This window comes from Microbacterium oxydans, assembly GCF_000956525.1.
Taxonomy (GTDB): domain Bacteria; phylum Actinomycetota; class Actinomycetes; order Actinomycetales; family Microbacteriaceae; genus Microbacterium; species Microbacterium oxydans_A.
Genome location: NZ_JYIW01000025.1, coordinates 225,644 through 246,937 on the forward strand (window position 1 = coordinate 225,644; position 21,294 = coordinate 246,937).

Here is a 21,294-nt window from a genome sequence, read left to right on the forward strand (position 1 = left end):
GTTCAAGCCGCTGCTTTCTGCGTGCCCGATGCGCCTTTCAGAGCCGCGATCACGGTGTCGCGCCAAGTGCGTGCTGCTTCGAGCGCAGAGGTCATCAGAGGGGAAGCGTGGATCTGGCCGGGGGCGACGCGGTAGTCGACGGCGACCCCTGCCGCTCGCAAACGTTCCGCGTACCTGTCAGCCCCGCCGCGGAGGAGGTCGTACTCGGCCGCGAGAATGAGGGCAGGTGGCAAATCGCGAAGGTCAGTGGCGAGGATGGGGGATGCGTAAGGGCTGTGTGCGTCGTCGGGACCGGCGAAGAGGTCGAGCTGGATCTGCTCGAACTCAGCGGTCTCGAAGAGGAATCCTGTGCCGTACTCGGTGAGGTTCGTCTGGCCGGTGAGGTCGAGAGCGGGAACTTCCAGCACCTGGAGAGCGAGCGTGGGGCCGTGCTGATCTCGCGACCACAGCGCGACAGCGGCCGCGATATTGCCGCCCGATGATTGGCCTCCGATCATGAGCGCGTCTGGCTGAATCTTTAGCCGCGAAGCGTTGTTCGCCACCCATTCCAGAGCCGCATAGCCGTCCCTGACAGCGGAAGGGAACTTGCGCTCTGGGGCGAGGCGGTAACCGACGGACACTACGACGACGTTCGCGCCGAGGCAGCGCTCTCGGCACGTTCCGTCGACGTAGTCGTAGTGCACGGAGCCGCCGCGGAAGCCGCCGCCGAAGAAACTGATGAAGCCCGGATGGGGGCCCGCCGTCGGCGGCACGTAGATCAGGAGCTCGATCTCGCCGTCGATCACGGGGATGGTCACAGAGGTGCGGTGCACGTCGGATGGGTAGGGCTCGGCCAGCTGCGCGGCGAGGGTGTTCATGGTCATCCGCTCCATGGCGCGGTGTTGGAGCGGATCGGAGGTCACTTCAGGTGTGGGGATCGTCGACAAGAGCTCAGCGATCTTCGGGTCCAAGGGCATCTTCGTCCTCTTCGGTGCTCGGGAGTTGAGGTGGACACGATGAAGCTTTCGCGGCGGGTTAATCGTGTCAACCAGAACTGTAAGCCTTATGATTAATCGTGTCAACTAGATGGGTGGAACATGAAGCGGGTGACGATCTCCGACATCGCGCGAGCGGCGGATGTGTCTAGAGCAACCGTGAGCTACGCGCTCAACGACCGGCCGGGGGCGCGTATGAGTGATGCGACGCGCCAGCTGGTCCTGTCCACGGCAGAGAGTCTGGGGTATCAGGGTTCGCCAGCTGCGCGCGCTCTCCGCATCGGGCGCGGTGAAGTGGTGCTCTTGTTGCTGCCAGACTGGAGCACCACGGGTGAACTCGGCCGCGTCCTCAGTGAGGTCGGACGTCGAACGGCGGACATCGGGTTGGTGTGCCTGCGCTATGAGGGTCCCGATTGGAAAGGTCGCCTACGAGAACTGCTGGGCATGGTCACCGCGGCAGCCGTCGTCACCTTCGAGCCGCTGAGCCCGTCGGATACGGCGGCCGTCGAGACCGCAGGCATCCCTGAAGTTCGGGCCTGGCTTCTAGACTCGAAATCGCACCCACACACCACCCATATTCATCAGTCCGACATCGTGCAAGCGCAGGTGAACCACCTGCTCGAGCGCGGCAGCGCCTCACTCGCGTTCGTTGCGGCGACCGAAGATCGTGACCTGCCTTTTGTCGAAGCGCGCCGCGGAGCGTTCCGACGGATTTGCGCTGAAAGGCGTCTCAACCTCGCTGGCGACGTCGTCCTGTCCGAAGGGGTAAACGAGCTAGGCGAGCTCCTGCCGGGGTGGATCAGGGAGGGGCAGCCCCTTGGCGTGGTTGCGTTCAGCGATCCGAGCGCAGTGGCCGTTGCGACCGCAGCTGCGCAGTGCGGGTTGTCGGTGCCGGAGCAGGTCAAGGTCATCGGAGTAGACGACTCGGCACTCGCCACGCTCGTAGCACCCGCGCTGACGAGCATCCACTTTGACCTTGCAAGTGAGGCGGCGTCCGTAGCAGCGGAACTCGCGGATGTGCTTTCCCTGCCTGCGCCGCCGCCGGCTCAGCTAGCCGCGCCCGTTGCGGTTGTCGCCCGCGCTTCGACCTGACCGATACGCCCTCGTCCGCACGTACGCCATAGGAGGGCTGGCCTAAGGTCGCAATCCGCCTATCAGGTGCGCGAGGATAGGCGGCTCCGCGGCGACTAACTTGGGCGGGTGAGCGGAGATCGCGTAGGCGGAGAGCATCCGTCCGCTGTCGAGTAGCTTCGCCAAAGAGCGGGCCGCGCCTTTGTTCCAGTACCCGCAACGGATACCGTCTTGATACACGGCCACCGCGTTCGCATCAAACTCGTTCTCGGGCTCACGTACAAGTTCGGCGGGGCCGATACGGAGGTTGCCGGGCGCGTGCTCTTCCCCGCGCACGCGAACGCTCCAGATGCCGAGGCGTCTCAGGGCCAGCGATCCCGCGTTGACGAGCCGGCCTGTCGAGGTCTCGGACAGCCACCACTCGCCGTGGAACTCAACAATCCTGAGGTTCGGCAGCCCACGGTCACTCAAACGCAGGAGTTCGTTGGCTTCGTCGGCTGAGAGATAGGGCGAGACATACCCGTCGGGCCTGCCTCCGGGAGCGTAGGCGGATACCGTAATGCCCGACGCAGTCTCACGTCGCGAGACGAGGATCGGCTCAGCAGGGGTTCCGGCGCTACCGGGACTCACTGTCGGCGGGCGTCGGCGTCCTAACCAGTCGAGAAGACCCATGCACGGAAGGGTAGCCCAGCCTGCGTTGCGTTAAAACGATGAGCTGGTGGACCGTTCGCCGTCGCTTCAACTACTCCAAGCCCACGCGGTGTGCCGCGCGTCTCGCAGCACTTCGTCGAGTTGCCCGCTCAGGAGCCGTTCGATGGCGCTCGGGGCAACTTCACCTGACTCGTCGTCCACGCTGGTGTTCAGCCACTGTGCCCACGTCCACCGCCCCTTCGTGCCGGTGCTCAGCACTTGAAGGACATCGCCGAGGCCGGCAACCAAGTGCCCGTCCGAGACCTGGAACGCGGGATAGAGCAGCACATCGTCGCTGGTTCTCAGCTCGAGTACGGTGAGCGATGTCGCCGCGTCGGCCACGTCCGACTCTTCCCAGCCGAGGGTGCGAGCAAGTGATGTGGCGGTGAAGCAGGATCCAACGATCTCGGCCCAAGGATTCGGTTTATCGCTATCGGTCATGGCTCGTCCTTCGGGGGCCGTGTGTGTCGGCGGACGACAACTTCGATGATCTCGTCGAGAGTTCGCCGCCCGTGGATGTAGTCGTGAGCGTCGCGTAACGCTTCGGGACTTGGGGATCGGCCGTCGAGTCGCAGATCGGCGAACGCGTTCTCCACGCCCCGACGCCGCCGCTCCTCGTCAGTCTCGTCGTTCATCGTCGTAGTTCTTGTGGTCGTCACAGAAGATGCCGATCCATCCCGTTCGACTTCGACGGCCGTTCCCAGGGCGGCCGCAGGCTTCGCACGTGACCCTCGACTCAGCCTCCGCGGCGGCCAGCGCCGCACGAACTTCGTCGGAGGTGACGGGCCCCTTCATGTGCACGTCAAGCGAGCCGAATTTCTGCTTCACTTGCGTGAGCCGATAGCTGGGTTCGACCGAGCGTAGGCGCTCGTCGAGGCGGACGAGGATGGGCCACCATCCACGCATGACTCCGATGGTCTGCCACTGTGGCAGCTGGGCGATGCGTTGCCGGATGTTTTCGACGGCAGGCGGGAAACCATCGCCATTCCAGGCGATGAGTTCCTCGTCGCATGTCGTCATGCGGCCACTGTAGGCCTTGCGTCCGACATTCGAAACGCGACTTCCGACAGGCGCGGGCCCGTGTGCCCTCGCCACGTCTCAGCCCTCTGCCAGTCCGCGGATGACAGCGAGGCTCGGGGTTGCCATCCTCAGGCTGCCCATGTCCAGGATCGCGAGATTTCCTTCCTGGGTATCTCGACCGAGGCTTGCTACCCGACGCCCGTCGGCCGTCTTGCCGCCCCCGGGTACGTGCATGTGCCCGTGCACGAGCAGCTCTGGGCGTACGGCATTCCACACCTTGCTGACTCGAGCTCGAGACGCGGCCGACTCGGCGAGGGCCCTGTCGGTGAACCAATGTGGAGTGGTGCGCAGGTGTGTCTGGACAGGGCGAACCGGGGTGTCGGCGGGAGACTCATGGGTGAGCATCAGGTCAGCTGGGCCGCAGGCAATTGCGGCCGCCACGTGCTCGTCGGTGATGGCCTCATCCGGCCACCAGGTCAGACCTTCTTGTCGCGATTCGCGGTCGACGGATGAGGCACCGCCAAGCGAGAGGACGGATCGGCCGCCGATGGTGAGCCGCCCCGGGCGAGGCAGCAGCCATACGAGTTCAGAGAGGCGCACAGCGGATCCGGGGTGGGCTTCGAGGATGGGAGTGAACTTGTTCCACGGTTCGTGGTTACCGAGGGTGACATAGATGCGCTCTATTGGCGACTCGGCGAAGACCTCGTCGACGTCGTTGACGTTCATCCACCAGTCGCCCAAATGCAGCATTGTCGATACGTCTGGCGCGAGCGGGGTGAGGGCTCGGGCGATGACGCGGGCCCATCCGGTGTTGCCGTGCCAGTCGCCGCACACAGCCACACGTTGATCTCGCAGCGCGATGTCGGTCGCCGATTCGTAATCTCTCATGCGCTCCCGCTCCCATCCGTGAGCTCGTCGTGGGTCATCTTCTGCGGACACCGTAGACCCAGCAACGGACATCCGGGTCGACGCGCGGCATGTCTGCCTTCGGTCCTAGACTGGCGACTCTTCGGCCGGAGGAAGGATCGCCGGTATTGGGGACCAGTAAACGACTCGCACCTCTCTATGACCGCTACTCGCAGCACCGCGCGATCTTGGAGGCGGCCCGGTCCGGCCCCCTGCAGTCGCTGACCACGCGTGAGCTCGCGTTTGACCGGCAGCCGCTCACCATCTACCCGCGTCCGTACTCTGCGGTGACGGCCTGGGTGCGTTTCGGGCCCGAGTCAGTTCGCGTCGATGCGGTGCTGCTCCGGTCCACTCCGCTCGCAGCGGGGATCGCGTTCAAGGCGGAGGATCAGGTGTTCCGGTGCTGGGTGTGGGGGAACGCCGTCGAGCTCGCGAAAGTCACATGAATCGCCCGCCGCGGTATGGCCGTTTTCTCGCGCGCGCCTCTAAGTTGAGACTGCGGCGAAGCCGTGCGCGACTGGGTGACGCGCGGAGGGGGCAATCGTGGCGACAACACGCATCAAGGAAGAACTGCAAGCGAGCGGCAGAGTCGGTCCGGCCGCGTTCAAGATGATGACCGACGTGTTCGAGTCGCTCATCACAAAATTCTCCGCGCTCCGGGCGCGGGAAACGGCCGAAGACCTCCGGAACGGCTTCTTCCTCGACAAGGGCACAGGATACGTTCTCGCGATAGGGGCCGCTGCAGACGACGATGCGGCCGCCCGAATCACCTACAGGTGGGGGACACGGTGGCTGGTGGACAAGTCCCGCCACCTGCCGTTCGGGGCCCTGCGGAATCGCCTGGAGAAGCGGCTCGAACGATCCGCCCTGTTCGCCCCGTCCCGAGTGGCACACCACTGGTTTCTCGCCGACGGCGACGACGAGAGCTACCTGTTCACTACCTCTCAACTGGTAGCCATCGCCGATGCAGCCGACATTGAGCTGCATCCCTGGGGGAACGGCAATCTCCGGATCGGGAAAGCGGGTGAACTCGAGCAGCTTATTCAGAGCCTGCTTGAGTGTGCCGGTCGGCTCCACGCCGCCGAGATCACGGTCATCTGCGGGAATCGATTCCCGCTCATGCTGCAGCTGGGGGACGCGTCCGAATCGATGGTCGATGCGAACTCTGACACGCTGACGAACAGCGCTGCGGACTCGGACTCCGCCTTCGTCACCGCCGAGATGATCCGCATCGACCGCCTCGCCGACGACATCTTCCCTCAGCTGACAGACGAAGAGGTGTCGATATTCCGGTACTGGGGCGATGTTCCGCGTCTGATCGATGAGCTCAACCGTTCCCGGTCTGGGGTGTACAAGGCGATGGACGCGGCGCGTCGGCATCTGGTGGAACTGGCGGGCGGCGGTGAAGAAGGGCGACAGGTTATGTTGGCGGTGATGAAGCCAATTCTGGACAGATCGGCTTCTGTCCCGTCTACCCAGGACGAAAGGGAGGATACGCGTGCCATCTGACGCATCCGAGCGCTGGTTCGAACTCGCCGCTCAGTTCGCAATCCCGCAGCTTCCCGTCGTCTCGCCGACCAGCGAGGTTGCACGGGGACAATTGTGGCAAGCGAGTTGGGCGGACGCCGCAGCCATTGTGCTCGTAGACCAAGTCGACGATGACGGAGCCCTCGCGCACGTGTTGCCGGTCAGCGTCGAAGCGGGTGTCGCGGATGCGACGACCGTCGTCGTGGATGCCGACCACAGCGATCTCCACACCCCGCTGAGCATATGGCCGACAGCCGGGACATGGATCTCATACGCCGCACTGGATGGTCTGCTGGAGACGTTGATGCCCGCGGTACTGAACACTGTCAGTTCATGGCGCGGGCAGATCTCCCACACCGAGGCACCTTCTCCTGGTTCTGGAGCAGCACTAGCCATCGATGAGCTTTTCGATGCGGTCGCCACGTTGAAGCGGGCGCCGCGGTTGGAAGCTCCTCAGACCATCGCCGCGGGGCCAAAGCTCGACATCGACCTGGGACTCGTCGTCGAGACACTGGGGGTGACGCAATCCCGTGCCATGAATATCTTGAAGGGGCGTGAGCCGCTGACTGAGGATGAGGCCCAGTCCCTGGGCGCAGCTGCTGACATCACCGCGGATGCGATCCTCGGCGCGCTCGATCCTTTGCCGAAGGATCTCGCCCGCGAGCTCCAGGAACCACGGTGGCGCGATAGCGTTCGGCGGTGCGCTCTTGACGGAGACGAAGATCATGGACGGACTCGACTCGGCTACACGATCTACCAGCTTGCGGCGCGTGAGCGGGGAACTGGGCGGGAGATCTGGCGGCAGCGCCTCGAAGCGTATGTCGCGACCGAGGAGCATTGATGCCTCGCTACCTCGACGGAACACACGAGCAGGTCGAAGCTATGCGCGCGGCGTGGGAAGCTGCCGGCGGGCCCCTGGAAACCCTCACCCTGGATGCGTTCGACGCGCTCGGCAGCCATCCCGACCTGACCATCCAGCGCGTCCCAGAGTTCGTGCCGAAGGACTCACAGGTCGACTGCTCGGTTGCCGGTGGGTACCGAGACACGCCGCCGACTCTCATCGTGACCGAGTCGATGTCGAGGCGACGCCAGCAGTTCACTCTGCTGCACGAACTAGGACATCACCTCCAGCAGACGAACCTTGAGCTGGGGCGCCGCGTGATGCGACACACGGACCCGACCGGGTTCGAGGATGCCTGCTGCGACGCATTCGCCGCGAGCGTTCTCCTACCGGACGATATGGTCGATGACGCGAGCCGACCGTTCGGTGGTCCGACCGCGCAGACCGCGGTCGACCTCTTCGACCTCTCCAACGCCTCACGCGCCGCTATCAGCGTCCGTCTCACGCAACGCCTCAGAGGCTCCGGCGTCATCGCGGTTGTGAACGAATCCGGCATCGTCACGTTCGCTGCTGCGCGAGGATCGATGTTCCCGCCCGCTCGGGGTAGCAATCAGAGCGAGAACCCGCTCATCCGCGCCGCCTTCGACGGTGCCGAGTCTGCGCGAGTGTGGTCTCGAGACGATGCCCGAATCTGGTACCTCGACGGCCACTCGTCGAACGAGCTCTACGGTCAGGCAGCGTGGGCTGGTGACCGCCTGTTCGTGGTGATGGTCGAGGAGTCAGCGCCGTGGAGAAGTTTCTCGCCGCCTCGTGACTTCACCGTCGCGCGGACGAGGAGCAAGTGGGCGGACTGCGATACCTGCGGGACGAACTTCGAGATTCGGATCCACTGCTTCACGTGCAGCAAGCCGAAGTGTCCATCGGGACATTGCGCCTGCACGAAACCAACCGAGATCACATGCGACACGTGCTTTCTCGTCAAGCACGTCAGTCAGTTCTTCGGCGACTCCGCCACCTGCGTGGAGTGCTCCTAGCCGCGTCCGTGGACAGATCGGGAGTTGTCCCGTTTATGTCTCTTGCGTGGGGATCGTCCCCACCACAGCAAGAGATTGGAGGCCATCATGGCCCCGACTGACCCCGTCCGCATCTTCATCGATGGTAAGCCCATCGACGCTCCCAAGCGTCGCCTCACTGGCGCTCAGCTTCGCAAGCTCACCGCGCCGCCTGCCGAGAATATCTGGCTCGACCTTCCTGACGCGCCTGATCAGCTCGTCGCCGATCAGGAGACCGTCGCCCTTACACCCGGAATGCGGTTCTTCACCGACCAGGTCCGCACGATCTTCATCGACAAGGTCCCGTACCAGGTACGGTCCGCCACTCTCACCGAGGACCAGCTTCGTGCGGTGACGACTCCTCCGATCCCGGAAACGCACGGCGTCTGGAAGGACATCCCCGACGAGGTTGACGACCCCATCAGCGACGGTGAGATCGTCCCCATCGCCGACGGTGACAGGTTCGTCACCCGCGTCATCACGATCCGCGTCACGGTCAACCGCCAGGCGGTGACGCTCGACGGCCGTCGCCACACGGGTCAGCAGATCAAGGACGCAGCCATCGCCCAGGGCGTCGCCATCGGCCCGGACTTCCTCCTCTCCCGCAAGAACGGGCAGAAGTTCCGGCCCGTCGGCGATGATGAGCAGATTCGCGTCAAGCGCGACGACGAGTTCCGCGCCGTCGACGGGGATGACAACTCATGAGCATCACTGACGCGATCCTGAACGCCATCGACGAGCTTCGTCATTCGTTCCCTGACACCACCGTCACGTACGTGTCGGACGGCCAGGGCGGAGCGTGGGTCACCATCGAAGAGGTGCCGCTCGGGCCGGCCTTCACGCAGGAGACCACGTGGATGTCCTTCCAGATCACCTACCCGTATCCGGAAGCGGACGTGTATCCGCACTTCGTGCGGCCGGATATCGTGCGCGTGGATGGGGCTGTCCCCGGCGAGGGCTTCGCACTCACATCGTTCGGCCCCAGCAACGTGCCCGCGATGCAGCTTTCTCGCCGAAGCAACCGTCTCAACCCTGCGGTCGATACCGCGGCGACGAAGGCACTGAAGGTGCTGCTATGGCTGGAGCAGCGATGAGCGGCGTATGGTCGGTCACCATCACCGGGGAGCAATGGGACGCGCTGTACTCCCACCTGTTCCCCGGTGACGGGGATGAGCACGGCGCCGTGCTCCGGTGCGGCATCGCTCGCACCGCTCGCGGCACCCGCCTTCTCGTGCGGGACGTTGTTCCAGCCGTGGACGGCATCGACTACATCGCCGGCGACCGCGGATACCGCAAGCTAACGGCGGAGTTCGTCGCCGACAACATCGACGTGTGCGCCGACACGGGCCTTGCCTACCTGGCTGTCCACAACCACGGGGGCAGCCGCACGGTCGAGTTCTCCGGAACCGACATGGCCTCGCACGACCGCGGGTATCCGGCGCTGCTCGACATCAATGGGGGAGTGCCCGTCGGGGCGCTAGTCTTCGCAACCGACGCCGTTGCCGGAGACATCTGGTCCGGCGGGGGAGAGCGAGCATCCATCACGCATCTGCGAGTGGTGGGCCGCTCGCGAATCGAGCTTACGCCGGTTCCCACGGCGGCAGCCGTCTCCGATCCCCGATTCGACCGCCAGACGCGCATCTTCGGCGACCGGGGCCAGCAAATCCTCGCCGAGTCGAAGGCGGCCATCGTCGGTCTCGGTGGTGCGGGCTCCGTGCTCTCGGAGTACGCCGCGCGCCTCGGGGTGGGGGAGCTCGTCCTCATCGACCCGGATCGGATCGACCCGACAAACCTGCCACGCGTCGTCGGAGCTCGTCGCCGGGACGCGCTCACGTGGCTGCGGCACCCATCCCGGCCTGCATTCCTGCGGGCCCTCGGCGACCGGTTCGCGGCATTCAAAGTCGACATCGCGGCCCGTGTGGCACGGCAGGCCTCAGCGACGATCCGAATCACCAGCGTGCGGAGATCGGTGATGGAGCCTGAGGTGGCAGCCTTGCTCGCCGACTGCGACCACATCTTCCTCGCAGCCGACTCCGCGCTCGCACGACGGCTGGTCAACTCCGTCTCGCACCAGTACCTGATCCCGAACACTCAGATCGGGGCGAAGGTGAGCGTGAAGGATGGCGAGATCACAGACATCTTCTCAGTGTCACGAATGAGCAGCCCCGGCAGCGGTTGCCTACAGTGCAACGGGCTCATCCCCGCGTGGAAGATCACCGCAGAAGCCACCAGCCCCGAGCAGCGCAAGCGTCAGCAGTACATCGATGACGACGATGTGCACGCCCCGAGCGTCATCACGCTCAACGCGGTCGCCGCGTCCCGTGCTATCGACGATTGGTTGATGTCTGTGGGCGGTCTCGTGGAGCGAGACGCCTCCACAGATCACTGGGTCAGCTACCACCCGCTCACCGACGAGGTCGTCGAGATCGAACCGGTCAAGGATGACGGCTGTCTTCAGTGCGGACCGAACCGCTTCGCCCTCGGCGATGGCAAGGAGCTGCCGGTCGCACCGGCGTCCGGCAGCGGCGGGTAGGTATGGAATGGGTCAGAGCCCGTGGCTCAGACGCACGACCGCGTGCTCGCCCGGCCGCACGCGGCCGGGCGAGCGGGGCGCCCCCTCCGGTGCTGCCGCCCACACGACTCGAGCGGACGCGCGCTGGACGACGGCGCGGCCGAGGAAGGGGTGAAGCATCGACGCGTGCCGCGCCCCGGGAGTCCTCCGCGCGGGACTCGTGAGGTCGCCTTCGAGGTCTGCCACGATGACGTCTGAAAGCGGGATCGCCGCCAGGTCCTCTGGTTTGAGTAGTTCTTCCGCCCAGAGGGAGCCGTGAAGACCCTCTCGCTGGATCGCGGATGGTCCGACGAAGGTCACAACCGGCTGGGTGGCACTTCTTCGCGGTGGAGTCCATCGACGAACGATGAGCCACATGTGGGGCGCGACAGGATGCAGCCCAACGGTCAGGACCAGCGGGTGGCCGAGTGCGAGTCCGAGATCCGTGTTGAAGCTGACGAGGTGAATGCCGGCCGTGCGCAGCTGGTCCGACGACGTAAGCACCCAGCGCTTCACAGTCTCGGCTCGCAAGTGGTCGGTGGTGAAGTGCAAGAGCGTGATGACTTCGGCCCCGGCTCCAGTAGCCAGAGCGACGAGATCCACCGTGGCGGGAAAGCCACGCGCTGCGTTGAAAACGACGATCCTGGTGTCGCCTCCGGAGAGTGATGTGGCGAAAACATTAGACATTATGACCAATACAATAGCCACAATTTTCCCATCTCAACAGCACCTTGTGCGCTACTGGGGGAGGGGGTAAACCTGGTCGGACAGACCTCAATCCGGGCGGCGACCATGGCAACCAAGGCGAAGAGTAACGGCATCGTGTTGCTGCCGTCGGAGGTTCGCGCGGACGCCCTGGTGGTCCGTCAGCCCATCAACGGCAAGCGGCGGTTCACGGCGCGGGATGCCCTCACGACCGTTGACCTCGTACACGGGGCTCCATGGAGCCCACCACCTCGGAGTAGGCATCAGCGCGGCCGCTCTGGTCTCTACTTCTTCGCCAGCACTCGCCGCCATGTTGGATACGCGTCTCTGCAAGAGGAATCTTTGCTCCTCGCGCTCGACCATTCCCAGTCAGTTGCTGCCGTGCTGGCCCAACCGTTCAAGCTTTTCTTCCGCCGCGGAGAGGAGAAGAAAGACCACGTGCCGGACTTCTTCGCTGTCCACCACGATGGAGCGCAGAACATCTGGGAAGTGAGGCCCCTCGAACTCATCGACGCAGATCTGGCACGCGAAGCGACGCTAACCCGCGAGTTCTGCAGAGACGTCGGATTCGGGTACATCGCGTTCGACGGCATGCGCACCGTCACCAAGAAGACGCTCCTCTTTCTTCACGCGTACTCAGACCCTCGTCGTTATGCCCCGCCTCCCAAAATACGAGACACACTCCTCGAACAGTTCGCGTCGCCGTCATCGATGCGCGCAGCGGTCGAATTGCTGCGTGAGCCTCCTTGGGTGACTCGGATGTGGGTGTACCACCTCATGTGGACGCGACAGCTCGATTTTGACCACTCCCGGGCGCTCTCCGATTCGCGTCCGATGCACACGGTCGGGGGCGCATGATGCCGGCCTATCGACCCATCGGCCTTGGCGACATCATCTCCTACGAGGGACTTGAGCACGAAGTGGTCGACATCGACGGCTCGCGTCTCACACTGAAAGGGCACAATCATTTCGGTCGCCGTAGCGTTCTCGCCTGGCAACTCCTGGACGAGATTGAGCTCGTCGGACATGTCCCCTACACCGTCCCGCCGGACACGAGCCTCAAGGATGCAGGGATCACGGGGGATGACGCCCGCAAGGCGAAAATCTGGCGCGACGTCGTGAGCCTGCTTGAGACCGGACGCGACACGAGCGCTCTGCCCGATGATTCGGCGGATCCGGAGTTCGACCCCACACTCGGAAAAGCCGAGCGAGTGCGAAACGCCGTGAAGTACCTCGCGCGACGGGGCATCATCGCCACGGAACGCACTGTCTACAACATGTGTCACAGGTGGGCAGCGAACCCCTCGCTTCTCAGCTTCGTGGATGGGAGAAAGCTCAAGGACTCGACTGTGGAGAAGCGGGCTCCGAAGCTTCTTTGGATGAAGATCGGCGAGGTGCTCGACGCTCACTGGCGCGGACCGGACATCGACGACAAGTTCCTCCTCGCCAAGGCTCGCGACCTCGTAACCGCCGAGGAGCCCGGCTTCGATTTCCCCAGTCGCTCCACCCAGAGCAAGTACCTCAAGATCATCAAGCACCAAAAGCGATGGAAGAAAACGGCGAACCAGCGCCGGGTCGCATCGAAGCGACCCGGCGAGGGCTTCGGAGCAACAGGGGCAAGCCGACCGGGAGAGTTCGTGCATGCCGACACCACGAAGATCGCTTGCTTCCTCATCGATCACCACGGCAACCGTGCCCGCTTCGAGCTCTCGATCCTCCTCGATGTCTACAGCACCACGGTCCTCGCTTTCGCGCTTGCTCGGACGACCACAGCTTCAACCATCGTGCGACTACTGGCCCGGGCATCGTTTCCCCGACAACTGCGACCATACGAATCCGCAGCCAGAGAGGAGGTCGAGTCGGCTGCCGCCGACTATCCAGAACTCGTCGACCTAGTCGACCGCTGGAGCCCCGATGACGACATCGCTCCTTTCGTTGCAATCGAAACTCTCGTCATCGACAACGGAATGCCGTTCGTTGCCGAACTCACGCGACGCGTTGCCGAAGCGCTCGGCTGCGGTGTGCGGTACTCACGCACCTACACTCCCGAGGACAAGGCAAAGGTTGAGAAAGCACTCAAAGACATCGAACACCGACTTGTCCAGATCATGCCTGGCTTCACCGGCGCAAGCGCAGAGAACAGGGGGGAGATCCCCGAAACGGAGCTACTCGAACACGTCGTCATGGTGCAACTGCTCCAGGATTTTTTCGACAACGTCTGGGCGAACACGCAAAGCCGTGGGCTCAGCGATCCGCTCACCCGGAACTCCTTCCTAACGCCCAACCAGGTACTGCGGACCGCTCTGGCCATCGCCCCGTCAATTCCGGTCCCTGACGTCGCAGAAAACTACATCCGCCACCTTGAGTCTGGTTACCGACGGATTGAACACTACGGCGTGGATGTCATGAGCGGAAAGTACGACTCGAGGGACCTTGGACCACTCTTCAGACAGGCGTCAGGCGACCCTCGGCATGACGACGAGTACCTCGTGAAGTGGGACCCTGATTACCCCACTGTCGTTTGGGTCATGGATCCACATCGAAGGACGTGGATCGTGTGCCCTTACAAGCGGATAGCGGACTACGAGCGGCCGTTCGCCCGAGAGATGCTCCGTGGCGCTTCGAGAAGCACTGAGGGTGTAATCAAAGACGAAGTGCGTGCAGCGATGGACCTGGTTGCGAGGTACGACCGCTATCGCACGCCTGTGAACCTGGCCGGTGTGAAGCAGTCCGGCAACAAGAGAGCTGCGAAAGGCTCTGCCGCTCAGCTGCCGCCCCACCGACGGGCGACGAAGAGAGCTGGTGTCGAGGGCATCAGATTGGTCAGCCCGGACGAAGAAATCGAGAACTGATGGCACTCTTGCACAGAACTGCGGTGCCGCTCATGAGTCGAGAGGGACTCGAGCGCCTCTATCAAGAGCACGTGAATCGCCCGGACGTGCTCACAGCCCGGCAGTACCTACGCATGACTGAGAAGCAACGCCAAACCTACGACGAACGACGCATTCGCTACATTCACCACGGGCTGACCATCGGCACCCAGTCGTTCAACGAGGCCAAGAAGCGCCTTACCTCGCTTTACATTCACAATGCAGCCACACTTCACGACCCACTGAGCCTCGCGTTAAGCGGAGCACCGTATCTGGGGAAGAGCCACACCCTGACCGAGCTCGCTCGCTTCACCGCGAACCGACTTCGGCGGGACACCCCAGACTTCATCGACAAAGAGATGATGCCATGCGTCATCATCACGGTCCCCGCGCCCACTACGTCGAAGGGGATTCTTCAGGAACTACTGACGTTCATCGGCATCGAATCCACGAGGGCCTACACCGAGCAACAGCTGCGAACGACAGCAGTTCGCGCAATGAACGAACATGGCACCCGTCTCTTGGCGTTCGACGAAGCGCACAACATGACGCGCGGCGGTCCCGCTCAGCGGGAAGCGACGAAGAACATGATCAAGAAGCTCATGGGCGATGTCGAGGCGACGCTCGTCTTTGCAGGGATCGACCTGAACGACAACGGCCTGTTCGAGGGGATTTCTGGCCGTCAGCTCAGTAGCCGCACACAGCTGATCGAGTTGCATCCTTACTCGGCGGCGACCGAGGGTGATCGCGAGGTGTGGAAGACCACAGGTGATTACTTCGAGGATGCTCTCGGACTCATCGGCAACGAGCCGGGAACCGTGAGAAGCCTGGCTTCGTACCTCTTCAACAGGACAGGCGGCGTCATGGGCGAGCTAGCGAACACGCTGCGAACCGCCGCCGTGATTCTCATCAAGAGCGACGCTGTGGCGCGTTACGGGCGGGAGCAGATCACTCAACATCTCTTGGACGAGATCCCAATGGGGGACGCCGCTGAACAACGAAGACTGTACGGCAATGACCAATACGACTGGCCGACGTTCCCCGTGGAGAGCTTGGCTGGTTAGCCATGCGGATTTCGGATGCGCACGTAGCCGAATTACGAGAACGTTCGTGGCGGCTCCCGTTCCGAGCTCGTCTACACGCGCTGGAGTCTCATCAGAGTTTCTTCGCCCGGTTGGTACGGGCCAATTATTGCGAGTACGTCCACCTCGATCATCGCGCTCGATTGGCGGGCATGGCGTATCCGGATCAGGCCTGGCGCAAGAGCGAACTCGCCGTGGAACTGATGAGCGGGCTGCCGGTCGGTACTTTTTCCGGATCCACCCATGCGCTTCCTCGAGTGTGCACCGACCCCGACTGCCGCTGCTCAACGTCCCTGGTGGGCCCCCGCAACCTCTGTCTTCAATGTGCCAGAGGGGAAAGCGTGGGTCTTGTCGACAACTTCGAGCCGTATGTCTGTATACGCCATCAGCGGTGGACAGGACCGGGGGCCGGCATAGACGGACAACTCTCAGTGCGAGGGTTCCCAGAGTTCGGGCGCGCCGCATCCCAGCACCGACGGCTGCTAAGGGCTGGACTGCTCGACTCGTTGCGATTCCGAGCTATATGGAAGCTGCTGACGGATGAGTTCCTTGCAGGTCGATTCCTGCCTCGAACCGGCGGCATCGTCGCGGACTGGCGCTTCAGAGCGGAAGCGCACATGCGCGCGGTCGTCTACCCTGACGCAATCAACCTCTACTCGGCGTTCGAGACCGGGCAAGTGCTTGGGCGTGTGCTTGATCCCCGCAACGCCCTCCAGGTAGTGGAAGACATCCTCGCGGAGATCGTTGAGGTGCGCACCGGAGTGGCATGTGCCCCCGAGGTTGCGCAACGCTTGAGGTACCATCTTCGCCCCGATTTCTACCGCGTCGCATTGGCCACGACCCCTGGGTGGCATGACGGCCCGTCGACGGTGTACCCGCCTCCAATGATGTTCACCCACGACCGAGACTTGTCTGCCATCGACTTCTCACGATGGCCCACGACGCGGAAAGGTATCGCCCCGGGCTACCCGGGCTTCGACCGGCCAGACTCCCCGATGTACATCGTGTCTCGAGCGGTGAAGGAGTTTCGGGACGAGTTTTGGTACGACGTCCGTGGCGATCTCTTCGATGACATACGCCGAAGCAGGATGATCAAATCCTTTTGGGTTTGCCGAGCAGGGCACGCGTTTGAAGCCTCAATCGTCTCCCGTGAACGGGCGCCGCGCACGGGATGCCAGGCGTGTGCGAATAAAATCACTGTCCCTGGGGTGACCGACATCGCAACGACTGACCCCGAAGCCTTCAGCTATTGGGACCACTGCGCGAATCTGATTCGCGGACTTCGGTACTGGCAGGTGACAGCAAAGCGCGAAGAGAAGGCAGCTTGGACATGCCGACGCGGTCACTCGTTCGAGATGTTCATCATGCTCTTCACAGCGGATCCGAGATGTCGGCGTTGCTATCCGCCCAATCAGGCACGAGTCGACCTCGTGCTCGACCACCCAGATCTTCTGCCGCTATGGGATGCCGACGCTAACGAGGCCTTCGACCTCCGTTCGGTGGCTCTGAACATTGACGTTGTCGCATGGAGGTGTCAAAAGGAGAATCATCCCTTTACCTCGACCCTTTATGACATGCTGCATCGACGCCAATTATGTCCCATCTGTTCCGGAAGGCGAATCGTCTCCGGCATCAACGACTTCCAGACGCTCTACCCGGAGGAAGCCGAGGAGTTCTCGTGGGCGCTGAACGACGGCGTGACCCCCGACCAGCTTTCGCCAGGGAATCAGAAGGACGTCTTTCTGTGGGTCTGCAGGAAGAAAGGCCACATCTATCCCAGCAGCGTGTACCTAAGGGTCCTGGGGTACGGCTGCGGGCACTGCGCTGGACGCCTAGTGACTCCGGGAGAGACTGATCTGGAGTCGGCGCGCCCGGGCGTCGCGGCGCGCTGGCATTCGGTCGCGAACGGTCCCCTCACTCCTCGCGACGTGCACAGCGGATCAAGCGCGAGGGCCTACTTCACCTGCCTATGCGACCGGCCCTACCGGTGTGAGATTAGGTATATGCGCGAAGACAAGTATTGCCAGTCGTGCACAGCCAAGATCTCGACGTGGAAACGGCGATCTGGTTCCACGCTGCCCAAACTATCCACAGGCCGCTGACGCGCCGCGACGATACCCGGGCATGCGCAGCTATCACCGAGCTCTTGCACGATAGTGACGCGGACGTTCGGAGGCATGAGCGCGTCAGTTACGCTGAAAGAAGCGGCTCAAATTGAATGAATCGTCGAGAACCTACATCTCCACGGCGAACAGCGCCCTCGCTCCGAACGGAGCGAGGGCGCTGTCGTGTTCCCCGACGCGTGGCAGGGGGCGCGTGCCGTTCAGACGCGGACTCCGGCAAGGCGGGCGCGTCGCTCCTCCTCGCGCTTCGAGTACGTGGCGGCGCGGATCGCATCGTCAGATTCCAAACCCGTCCCCAACGCACCGCCGAGTGTCGCCGCCGAAGCGACGAACCAGGTGAGCACGAACAGATCGCCGAGGCCGACTGGTCGGCCGAGTGCTTCGCTCATCACGGCCGTCTTGAGCACGAAGAGCGCCCACGCCAGGTTCACGAGGTAGAGGACCAGGTAGCAGATGACGATGCCGATCGTCAGCGTCAACAGCGTCGACGTGTTGTAGAGACGCGATCTCTCACGTGCCTGCGCCGAATCGTCGTCCGGGCGATCCCAGAGCCTGCCGTCGATCACGATCCACGCGATGATGATCACGATCGAGGCCACGGTCGCTGCAGCCAGTCGCCAGCCCGACAGAGACATGGCGAGCGACCACACTGTCGGCTCGATCGTGGCCACCGCGCCGGTCGCCAGGGCGGCGACCAACGCGGACTTGAGCCCGGCGGCGAGCAACCATGGGCGGTTGGCCAGCACCATGCCGAGCAGCACCCGTCCACGGGCGCTGAGGCCGGGCAGCGGGAGGCGCTTCTCCTCAGGCGAGGTGGGTGCGGCCATCCCGTCGACGAGTCCTTGTACCGCGGAGCGGGCCCGGGCCTGCACCCGGAAACCGCCGAGAGCCGGCAACGACAGCACCGCGGACTGGTGGCCAGGATCGATCGCCGCAAGCAGGTAGCGGCCGTCATCATCACGAAGCGGAAGCTCGGTGACGCCGATGACGAGAGTCCACCCCCGCTCGTCGGCGTGCGCATGAAGTCGTTCCAGGGCGATGTCGACGTCTTCGGATCCGAGTGTGAACGGTTCGCTGACGAGTTCGACGATCCAGCCGTCGGCCTCAGCCTCGAGAGGTGGGGTGAGGCCGGTCATCCGACGTGCGACCACCGTCGGCGACGCGGGATCGGCCACGAGACCCGCTCGGATCGGCTCCATCTCCGAGACGTACACCCGCGTCGGCTCTGACGCATCGGCATGCGCAACCTAGGATTGCTGCGATGAGCGAGCCCACCCCCGATGCGCAGGTGCACGCGACGGTCGGGCGGAAGCTCGTCCGCAGCCCGTTGGTCTGGGGTGCGCTGCTCCTCGCCGTCGCGATCCTGGCGACGCTCGCGGGGGATGACCTGAGCTTCGTGCCGTTCCTGTTGATGCTGGTCGGCGGATGGTGCTTCGGCTTCGCGTTCGTCAACGCCACGCTGCGCATGACACCGTCCCGCGCCGGGGTGCTCCTGCACGCCGCAGTTGCGATCCTGCTCGGCGCCGCCATCGCGTTCGTGGTCGAGTTCGGCAACGACATGCTTGCCCCCTTCCCCGAGCGGATCCGCGCCGTCGCCGCCGCGCTGCAACTCGCCGCGATCCCGGCCGCGGGATGGATCTGGCTCGGGTTGCTCAGCCGTGTGACCGATGCCCTCACCAGGCGCGAGGCGAAGAAGCGGCCGGCACCGGTGCCGCCCGAGTGGGAGCGAGAGGAGAACGCCGACGGATCGCGCGTGCGCTTCCCCGGCATCCCGTTGCGGATGCGCGTGCTCACCGGCGCGATCGTCGTGATCGTCGTGGTGTTCGGACTCGGCGGTACGTTGCTGCTGATCGCGTTCGACGACATCGTGCTGCGCATGGGCGCGCGCGTCGCGATCATCCTCGTCGGCATCGTGATCGCGCTGCCGGTGTACGCGGTGTTCACCGCGGTACTGCGCCGCCGCACCAAGGCGTGCACGGTCGCCTTCGGCAATGACGAGCTGCGGCTCTCGGTCGGCGACCACACCGACGTCATCCGGTTCCGCGATCTTGAGCACCTGCTGTGGCGGACCCGCAGCGACCATGCGCGCATCGAGGTGCGCGGTGCGGGAGTCGATCGGACGATCATCGCGGGTCTCGCCAAGCCACCGGCGGGTCGCACCGCCGAACTCCCGGTGCTCCCTCGACGCGTGTTCCGCCGCCTCGAGCTGGCCGGCATGACACTGACGCGGTCCCGCCGCGCCGACGTCGTCACCTTCCAGCGCCCCTGACCGGCGCGCTCACTCCGCCGGGTACGCGCGTTCCTGCAGCAGGCCCGCAAGGTGGGCGGCATTCCTGGCGGCGGTCGACGTGGCGGACGCCACCTTCTCGGGCGTCGCCTCGAGGTCCTTGTAATCGACCGTCTGCATGGCTTCGCCGTTCCAGTACACGGAGCCCTGCGCCGGGATCGTGTACCCGATGTCGTCGAGCGACTGGAACAGGATCGCCGCGATGTGGTGGGCGCCGTCCTCATTGCCGACCACTGCAGCGATCGCGACCTTGTCGAACAGGTGCGGGCGGCCCTCGGCATCCGTCTCGCTCAGCTCTGCGTCCAGACGCTCCAGCACCCGCTGGGCGATGCTGGAGTGCTGGCCCATCCAGGTCGGCGTGGCGAGCACGAGGATGTCCGCGGCGAGGACCTTCGCGCGCAGCGCGGGCCATTCGTCATCGCCACCCATGTCGGCTTCGACACCGGGGCTGATCGTGCTGTCGGCTGCGCGGACCAGCTCGCCGGCCACGCCGTGCTCGGCGAGGGCGTCGAGCACCTGGGAGGCGAGCAGGTCGGTGCTCGAGTCCGCGGGGGAGGCCTTCAGCGTGCAGGAGATGGCGAGTGCCGTGAGGGAAGTGGTCATGTCCTGACGAAACCACCCGCCTGGCATCGCTGGACAGGGGGTTTCCTCTCTCGGTCGTCTGCGCTAGTCGCGTCGGCGGGTACGCTAGGAGACGGCCGCTACGACAGGAGACCCCGTGATCCTCAGCTTCATCTTCTTCATGATCCTCTTCCTCGGAGGCATCTACCTCATGGGTCTCGCGCAGTCGCTCGAGGACTTCCAGGCGATCGTCTTCACCGGCGGTCTGCTGATCACGATGCTCTCGCTCGCCTTCATGATGCGCCAGGGTGGCACGGCCACCCGTCGGTCGAACAACTGGTCGGGCAACGCCACCGACTGACCCGCCGCCGACTGACCGCGGGCCTCTGATCGTCGGGCGGCTCAGCGCCGCTTCGCGAGCCGCGCTTCGAGGTTCGCCTTCACGGCAGGCCACTCCGGCTCGATGATCGAGAACTCGACGCTGTCGCGCAGGGCGCCGTTGCGGTAGCGCGACATCGCGCGCATCACGCCGTCCTGCTTCGCGCCGAGGCGCTCGATGGCGGCCCTCGACTGGAAGTTCACCCATTGTGTGGTGAGTCCGACCCGGAAGACACCGAGCGTCTCGAACGCGTGGCGGAGCAGCAGCAGCTTCGATTCGGCGTTCGTGCCGGTGCCGTGTGCCGAGGGGCGGTTCCAGGTGTAGCCGATGTGCAGCCGTGGAACGGAACCATCGATGTCGTAGTACGTCGTCATCCCGATCGCGCGACCGGCGGCGTCGAAGGCGGTGAACGGCACCATCTCGCCCGTCTCGCGCAGCGCGATCCGTCGATCGATCTCAGCGGCGACGCCGTCCGGAGCCGGCACCGACGTGTACCAGGCGGTCTTCCACAGGTCGCCCTCTTCGACCGCTTCCACGAGTGCATCGTGGTGGGTGATCTCGAGCGGTCGGAGCTCGACGAGCTCTCCGGTCAGCGTGACGGCGGCGGGAGCGACGAGGAAGGCCATGGCCCCATTCAATCAGCGCGGAACGCGTT

At 64.2% G+C, this 21,294-nt stretch carries 25 protein-coding genes; 15 read left to right on the forward strand and 10 right to left on the reverse strand.

All coding sequences use genetic code 11. From position 1 onward, the window contains the following. Positions 1–2: 2 nt before the first annotated feature. Positions 3–950, reverse strand: coding sequence for an alpha/beta hydrolase (locus RS83_RS11415; protein WP_052679088.1), 948 nt, complete (start codon positions 948–950; stop codon positions 3–5). A 126-nt stretch (positions 951–1,076) separates the two neighbouring features. On the opposite strand from RS83_RS11415, the gene RS83_RS11420 reads away from it, so the two are divergent. Then, a complete protein-coding gene (locus tag RS83_RS11420; RefSeq protein WP_045279643.1) occupies positions 1,077–2,066 on the forward strand; it encodes a LacI family DNA-binding transcriptional regulator in 990 nt (329 codons plus the stop codon). A gap of 42 nt (positions 2,067–2,108) precedes the next feature. On the opposite strand, the gene RS83_RS11425 is transcribed toward RS83_RS11420, so the two are convergent. The 5 genes from RS83_RS11425 to RS83_RS11440 form a co-directional block, all read right to left on the reverse strand. Further along, positions 2,109–2,717, reverse strand: coding sequence for an HIRAN domain-containing protein (locus tag RS83_RS11425; protein WP_156153187.1), 609 nt, complete (start codon positions 2,715–2,717; stop codon positions 2,109–2,111). A gap of 66 nt (positions 2,718–2,783) precedes the next feature. Continuing rightward, positions 2,784–3,176 carry a hypothetical protein gene (locus RS83_RS11430; protein ID WP_045279645.1) on the reverse strand — a complete coding sequence of 131 codons (393 nt, stop codon included), beginning with the start codon at positions 3,174–3,176 and terminating at the stop codon, positions 2,784–2,786. Next, on the reverse strand, positions 3,173–3,370 hold the full coding sequence (locus RS83_RS19265) for an antitoxin VbhA family protein (protein ID WP_197072116.1): 198 nt from the start codon (positions 3,368–3,370) through the stop codon (positions 3,173–3,175). Before RS83_RS19265 ends, RS83_RS11430 begins: the two co-directional genes overlap by 4 nt. Continuing rightward, positions 3,354–3,755, reverse strand: a complete 402-nt coding sequence (locus RS83_RS18990) for a hypothetical protein (protein WP_052679089.1) — start codon at positions 3,753–3,755, stop codon at positions 3,354–3,356. Before RS83_RS18990 ends, RS83_RS19265 begins: the two co-directional genes overlap by 17 nt. Before the next feature lie 78 nt (positions 3,756–3,833). Beyond that, positions 3,834–4,694 carry a metallophosphoesterase family protein gene (locus RS83_RS11440; RefSeq protein ID WP_231587773.1) on the reverse strand — a complete coding sequence of 287 codons (861 nt, stop codon included), beginning with the start codon at positions 4,692–4,694 and terminating at the stop codon, positions 3,834–3,836. A 95-nt stretch (positions 4,695–4,789) separates the two neighbouring features. Here RS83_RS11440 and RS83_RS19125 point away from each other — a divergent pair, with 95 nt between their 5' ends. From RS83_RS19125 to RS83_RS11475, 7 genes are all read left to right on the forward strand, one after another. Then, a complete protein-coding gene (locus tag RS83_RS19125; protein WP_045279647.1) occupies positions 4,790–5,107 on the forward strand; it encodes a hypothetical protein in 318 nt (105 codons plus the stop codon). A gap of 97 nt (positions 5,108–5,204) precedes the next feature. Beyond that, positions 5,205–6,170, forward strand: coding sequence for a hypothetical protein (locus RS83_RS11450; RefSeq protein ID WP_045279648.1), 966 nt, complete (start codon positions 5,205–5,207; stop codon positions 6,168–6,170). Next, positions 6,160–7,029: a hypothetical protein gene (locus RS83_RS11455; protein ID WP_045279649.1), complete on the forward strand. Its 870-nt coding sequence runs from the start codon at positions 6,160–6,162 to the stop codon at positions 7,027–7,029. The genes RS83_RS11450 and RS83_RS11455 overlap by 11 nt, the downstream gene beginning before the upstream one ends. Beyond that, on the forward strand, positions 7,029–8,063 hold the full coding sequence (locus RS83_RS18995; RefSeq protein WP_052679090.1) for an ImmA/IrrE family metallo-endopeptidase: 1,035 nt from the start codon (positions 7,029–7,031) through the stop codon (positions 8,061–8,063). The genes RS83_RS11455 and RS83_RS18995 overlap by 1 nt, the downstream gene beginning before the upstream one ends. A gap of 87 nt (positions 8,064–8,150) precedes the next feature. Continuing rightward, positions 8,151–8,786: a multiubiquitin domain-containing protein gene (locus RS83_RS18590; protein WP_082071648.1), complete on the forward strand. Its 636-nt coding sequence runs from the start codon at positions 8,151–8,153 to the stop codon at positions 8,784–8,786. Further along, positions 8,783–9,175, forward strand: a complete 393-nt coding sequence (locus RS83_RS11470; RefSeq protein WP_156153189.1) for a hypothetical protein — start codon at positions 8,783–8,785, stop codon at positions 9,173–9,175. Before RS83_RS18590 ends, RS83_RS11470 begins: the two co-directional genes overlap by 4 nt. Then, on the forward strand, positions 9,157–10,614 hold the full coding sequence (locus RS83_RS11475; RefSeq protein WP_045279650.1) for a ThiF family adenylyltransferase: 1,458 nt from the start codon (positions 9,157–9,159) through the stop codon (positions 10,612–10,614). Before RS83_RS11470 ends, RS83_RS11475 begins: the two co-directional genes overlap by 19 nt. Before the next feature lie 12 nt (positions 10,615–10,626). On the opposite strand, the gene RS83_RS19130 is transcribed toward RS83_RS11475, so the two are convergent. After that, positions 10,627–10,839, reverse strand: a complete 213-nt coding sequence (locus RS83_RS19130; protein WP_156153190.1) for a hypothetical protein — start codon at positions 10,837–10,839, stop codon at positions 10,627–10,629. 69 nt (positions 10,840–10,908) lie between these two features. On the opposite strand from RS83_RS19130, the gene RS83_RS18820 reads away from it, so the two are divergent. The 5 genes from RS83_RS18820 (at position 10,909) to RS83_RS11505 (ending at position 17,391) form a co-directional block, all read left to right on the forward strand. Beyond that, a complete protein-coding gene (locus RS83_RS18820; RefSeq protein ID WP_156153191.1) occupies positions 10,909–11,298 on the forward strand; it encodes a hypothetical protein in 390 nt (129 codons plus the stop codon). A gap of 126 nt (positions 11,299–11,424) precedes the next feature. Next, positions 11,425–12,195 (forward strand): TnsA-like heteromeric transposase endonuclease subunit, encoded by a 771-nt coding sequence (locus tag RS83_RS18350; protein WP_052679091.1) that lies wholly within the window; start codon positions 11,425–11,427, stop codon positions 12,193–12,195. Further along, entirely contained in the window at positions 12,192–14,189 is a 1,998-nt protein-coding gene (locus RS83_RS11490; RefSeq protein ID WP_045279652.1) for a DDE-type integrase/transposase/recombinase, read from the forward strand. Before RS83_RS18350 ends, RS83_RS11490 begins: the two co-directional genes overlap by 4 nt. Before the next feature lie 113 nt (positions 14,190–14,302). Next, positions 14,303–15,271, forward strand: a complete 969-nt coding sequence (locus tag RS83_RS11495) for a TniB family NTP-binding protein (protein WP_231587774.1) — start codon at positions 14,303–14,305, stop codon at positions 15,269–15,271. Positions 15,272–15,630: 359 nt separating this feature from the next. After that, on the forward strand, positions 15,631–17,391 hold the full coding sequence (locus RS83_RS11505) for a zinc-ribbon domain-containing protein (protein WP_197072117.1): 1,761 nt from the start codon (positions 15,631–15,633) through the stop codon (positions 17,389–17,391). 221 nt (positions 17,392–17,612) lie between these two features. On the opposite strand, the gene RS83_RS11510 is transcribed toward RS83_RS11505, so the two are convergent. Then, positions 17,613–18,611 carry a hypothetical protein gene (locus RS83_RS11510; RefSeq protein WP_045279856.1) on the reverse strand — a complete coding sequence of 333 codons (999 nt, stop codon included), beginning with the start codon at positions 18,609–18,611 and terminating at the stop codon, positions 17,613–17,615. Positions 18,612–18,673: 62 nt separating this feature from the next. On the opposite strand from RS83_RS11510, the gene RS83_RS11515 reads away from it, so the two are divergent. Further along, positions 18,674–19,681 carry a hypothetical protein gene (locus RS83_RS11515; RefSeq protein WP_045279656.1) on the forward strand — a complete coding sequence of 336 codons (1,008 nt, stop codon included), beginning with the start codon at positions 18,674–18,676 and terminating at the stop codon, positions 19,679–19,681. Between the two features lie 9 nt (positions 19,682–19,690). On the opposite strand, the gene RS83_RS11520 is transcribed toward RS83_RS11515, so the two are convergent. After that, positions 19,691–20,302, reverse strand: a complete 612-nt coding sequence (locus RS83_RS11520; RefSeq protein ID WP_045279657.1) for a flavodoxin family protein — start codon at positions 20,300–20,302, stop codon at positions 19,691–19,693. Between the two features lie 115 nt (positions 20,303–20,417). Between RS83_RS11520 and RS83_RS11525 the strand changes: the two genes are divergently transcribed. Then, the gene (locus tag RS83_RS11525) at positions 20,418–20,621 is read left to right on the forward strand and encodes a hypothetical protein (RefSeq protein WP_045279658.1); all 204 of its coding nucleotides are present in this window, start codon (positions 20,418–20,420) and stop codon (positions 20,619–20,621) included. A gap of 41 nt (positions 20,622–20,662) precedes the next feature. Here RS83_RS11525 and RS83_RS11530 read toward each other — a convergent pair whose 3' ends face one another. Continuing rightward, positions 20,663–21,265: a GNAT family N-acetyltransferase gene (locus RS83_RS11530; protein WP_045279659.1), complete on the reverse strand. Its 603-nt coding sequence runs from the start codon at positions 21,263–21,265 to the stop codon at positions 20,663–20,665. Between the last annotated feature and the right edge of the window lie 29 nt (positions 21,266–21,294).

What these genes read in the sequence shown, in the direction of transcription:
- RS83_RS18995 (WP_052679090.1), top strand. Translation starts at nt 7,029, where the DNA reads ATGCCTCGCTACCTCGACGGAACACACGAGCAGGTCGAAGCTATGCGC.
- RS83_RS11510 (WP_045279856.1), bottom strand. Translation starts at nt 18,611, where the DNA reads ATGGAGCCGATCCGAGCGGGTCTCGTGGCCGATCCCGCGTCGCCGACG.
- RS83_RS18350 (WP_052679091.1), top strand. Translation starts at nt 11,425, where the DNA reads ATGGCAACCAAGGCGAAGAGTAACGGCATCGTGTTGCTGCCGTCGGAG.
- RS83_RS11530 (WP_045279659.1), bottom strand. Translation starts at nt 21,265, where the DNA reads ATGGCCTTCCTCGTCGCTCCCGCCGCCGTCACGCTGACCGGAGAGCTC.
- RS83_RS11420 (WP_045279643.1), top strand. Translation starts at nt 1,077, where the DNA reads ATGAAGCGGGTGACGATCTCCGACATCGCGCGAGCGGCGGATGTGTCT.
- RS83_RS11470 (WP_156153189.1), top strand. Translation starts at nt 8,783, where the DNA reads ATGAGCATCACTGACGCGATCCTGAACGCCATCGACGAGCTTCGTCAT.
- RS83_RS11475 (WP_045279650.1), top strand. Translation starts at nt 9,157, where the DNA reads ATGGCTGGAGCAGCGATGAGCGGCGTATGGTCGGTCACCATCACCGGG.
- RS83_RS11495 (WP_231587774.1), top strand. Translation starts at nt 14,303, where the DNA reads ATGACTGAGAAGCAACGCCAAACCTACGACGAACGACGCATTCGCTAC.
- RS83_RS18590 (WP_082071648.1), top strand. Translation starts at nt 8,151, where the DNA reads ATGGCCCCGACTGACCCCGTCCGCATCTTCATCGATGGTAAGCCCATC.
- RS83_RS18990 (WP_052679089.1), bottom strand. Translation starts at nt 3,755, where the DNA reads ATGACGACATGCGACGAGGAACTCATCGCCTGGAATGGCGATGGTTTC.
- RS83_RS11425 (WP_156153187.1), bottom strand. Translation starts at nt 2,717, where the DNA reads ATGGGTCTTCTCGACTGGTTAGGACGCCGACGCCCGCCGACAGTGAGT.
- RS83_RS11520 (WP_045279657.1), bottom strand. Translation starts at nt 20,302, where the DNA reads ATGACCACTTCCCTCACGGCACTCGCCATCTCCTGCACGCTGAAGGCC.
- RS83_RS19265 (WP_197072116.1), bottom strand. Translation starts at nt 3,370, where the DNA reads ATGAACGACGAGACTGACGAGGAGCGGCGGCGTCGGGGCGTGGAGAAC.
- RS83_RS11430 (WP_045279645.1), bottom strand. Translation starts at nt 3,176, where the DNA reads ATGACCGATAGCGATAAACCGAATCCTTGGGCCGAGATCGTTGGATCC.
- RS83_RS11515 (WP_045279656.1), top strand. Translation starts at nt 18,674, where the DNA reads ATGAGCGAGCCCACCCCCGATGCGCAGGTGCACGCGACGGTCGGGCGG.
- RS83_RS11490 (WP_045279652.1), top strand. Translation starts at nt 12,192, where the DNA reads ATGATGCCGGCCTATCGACCCATCGGCCTTGGCGACATCATCTCCTAC.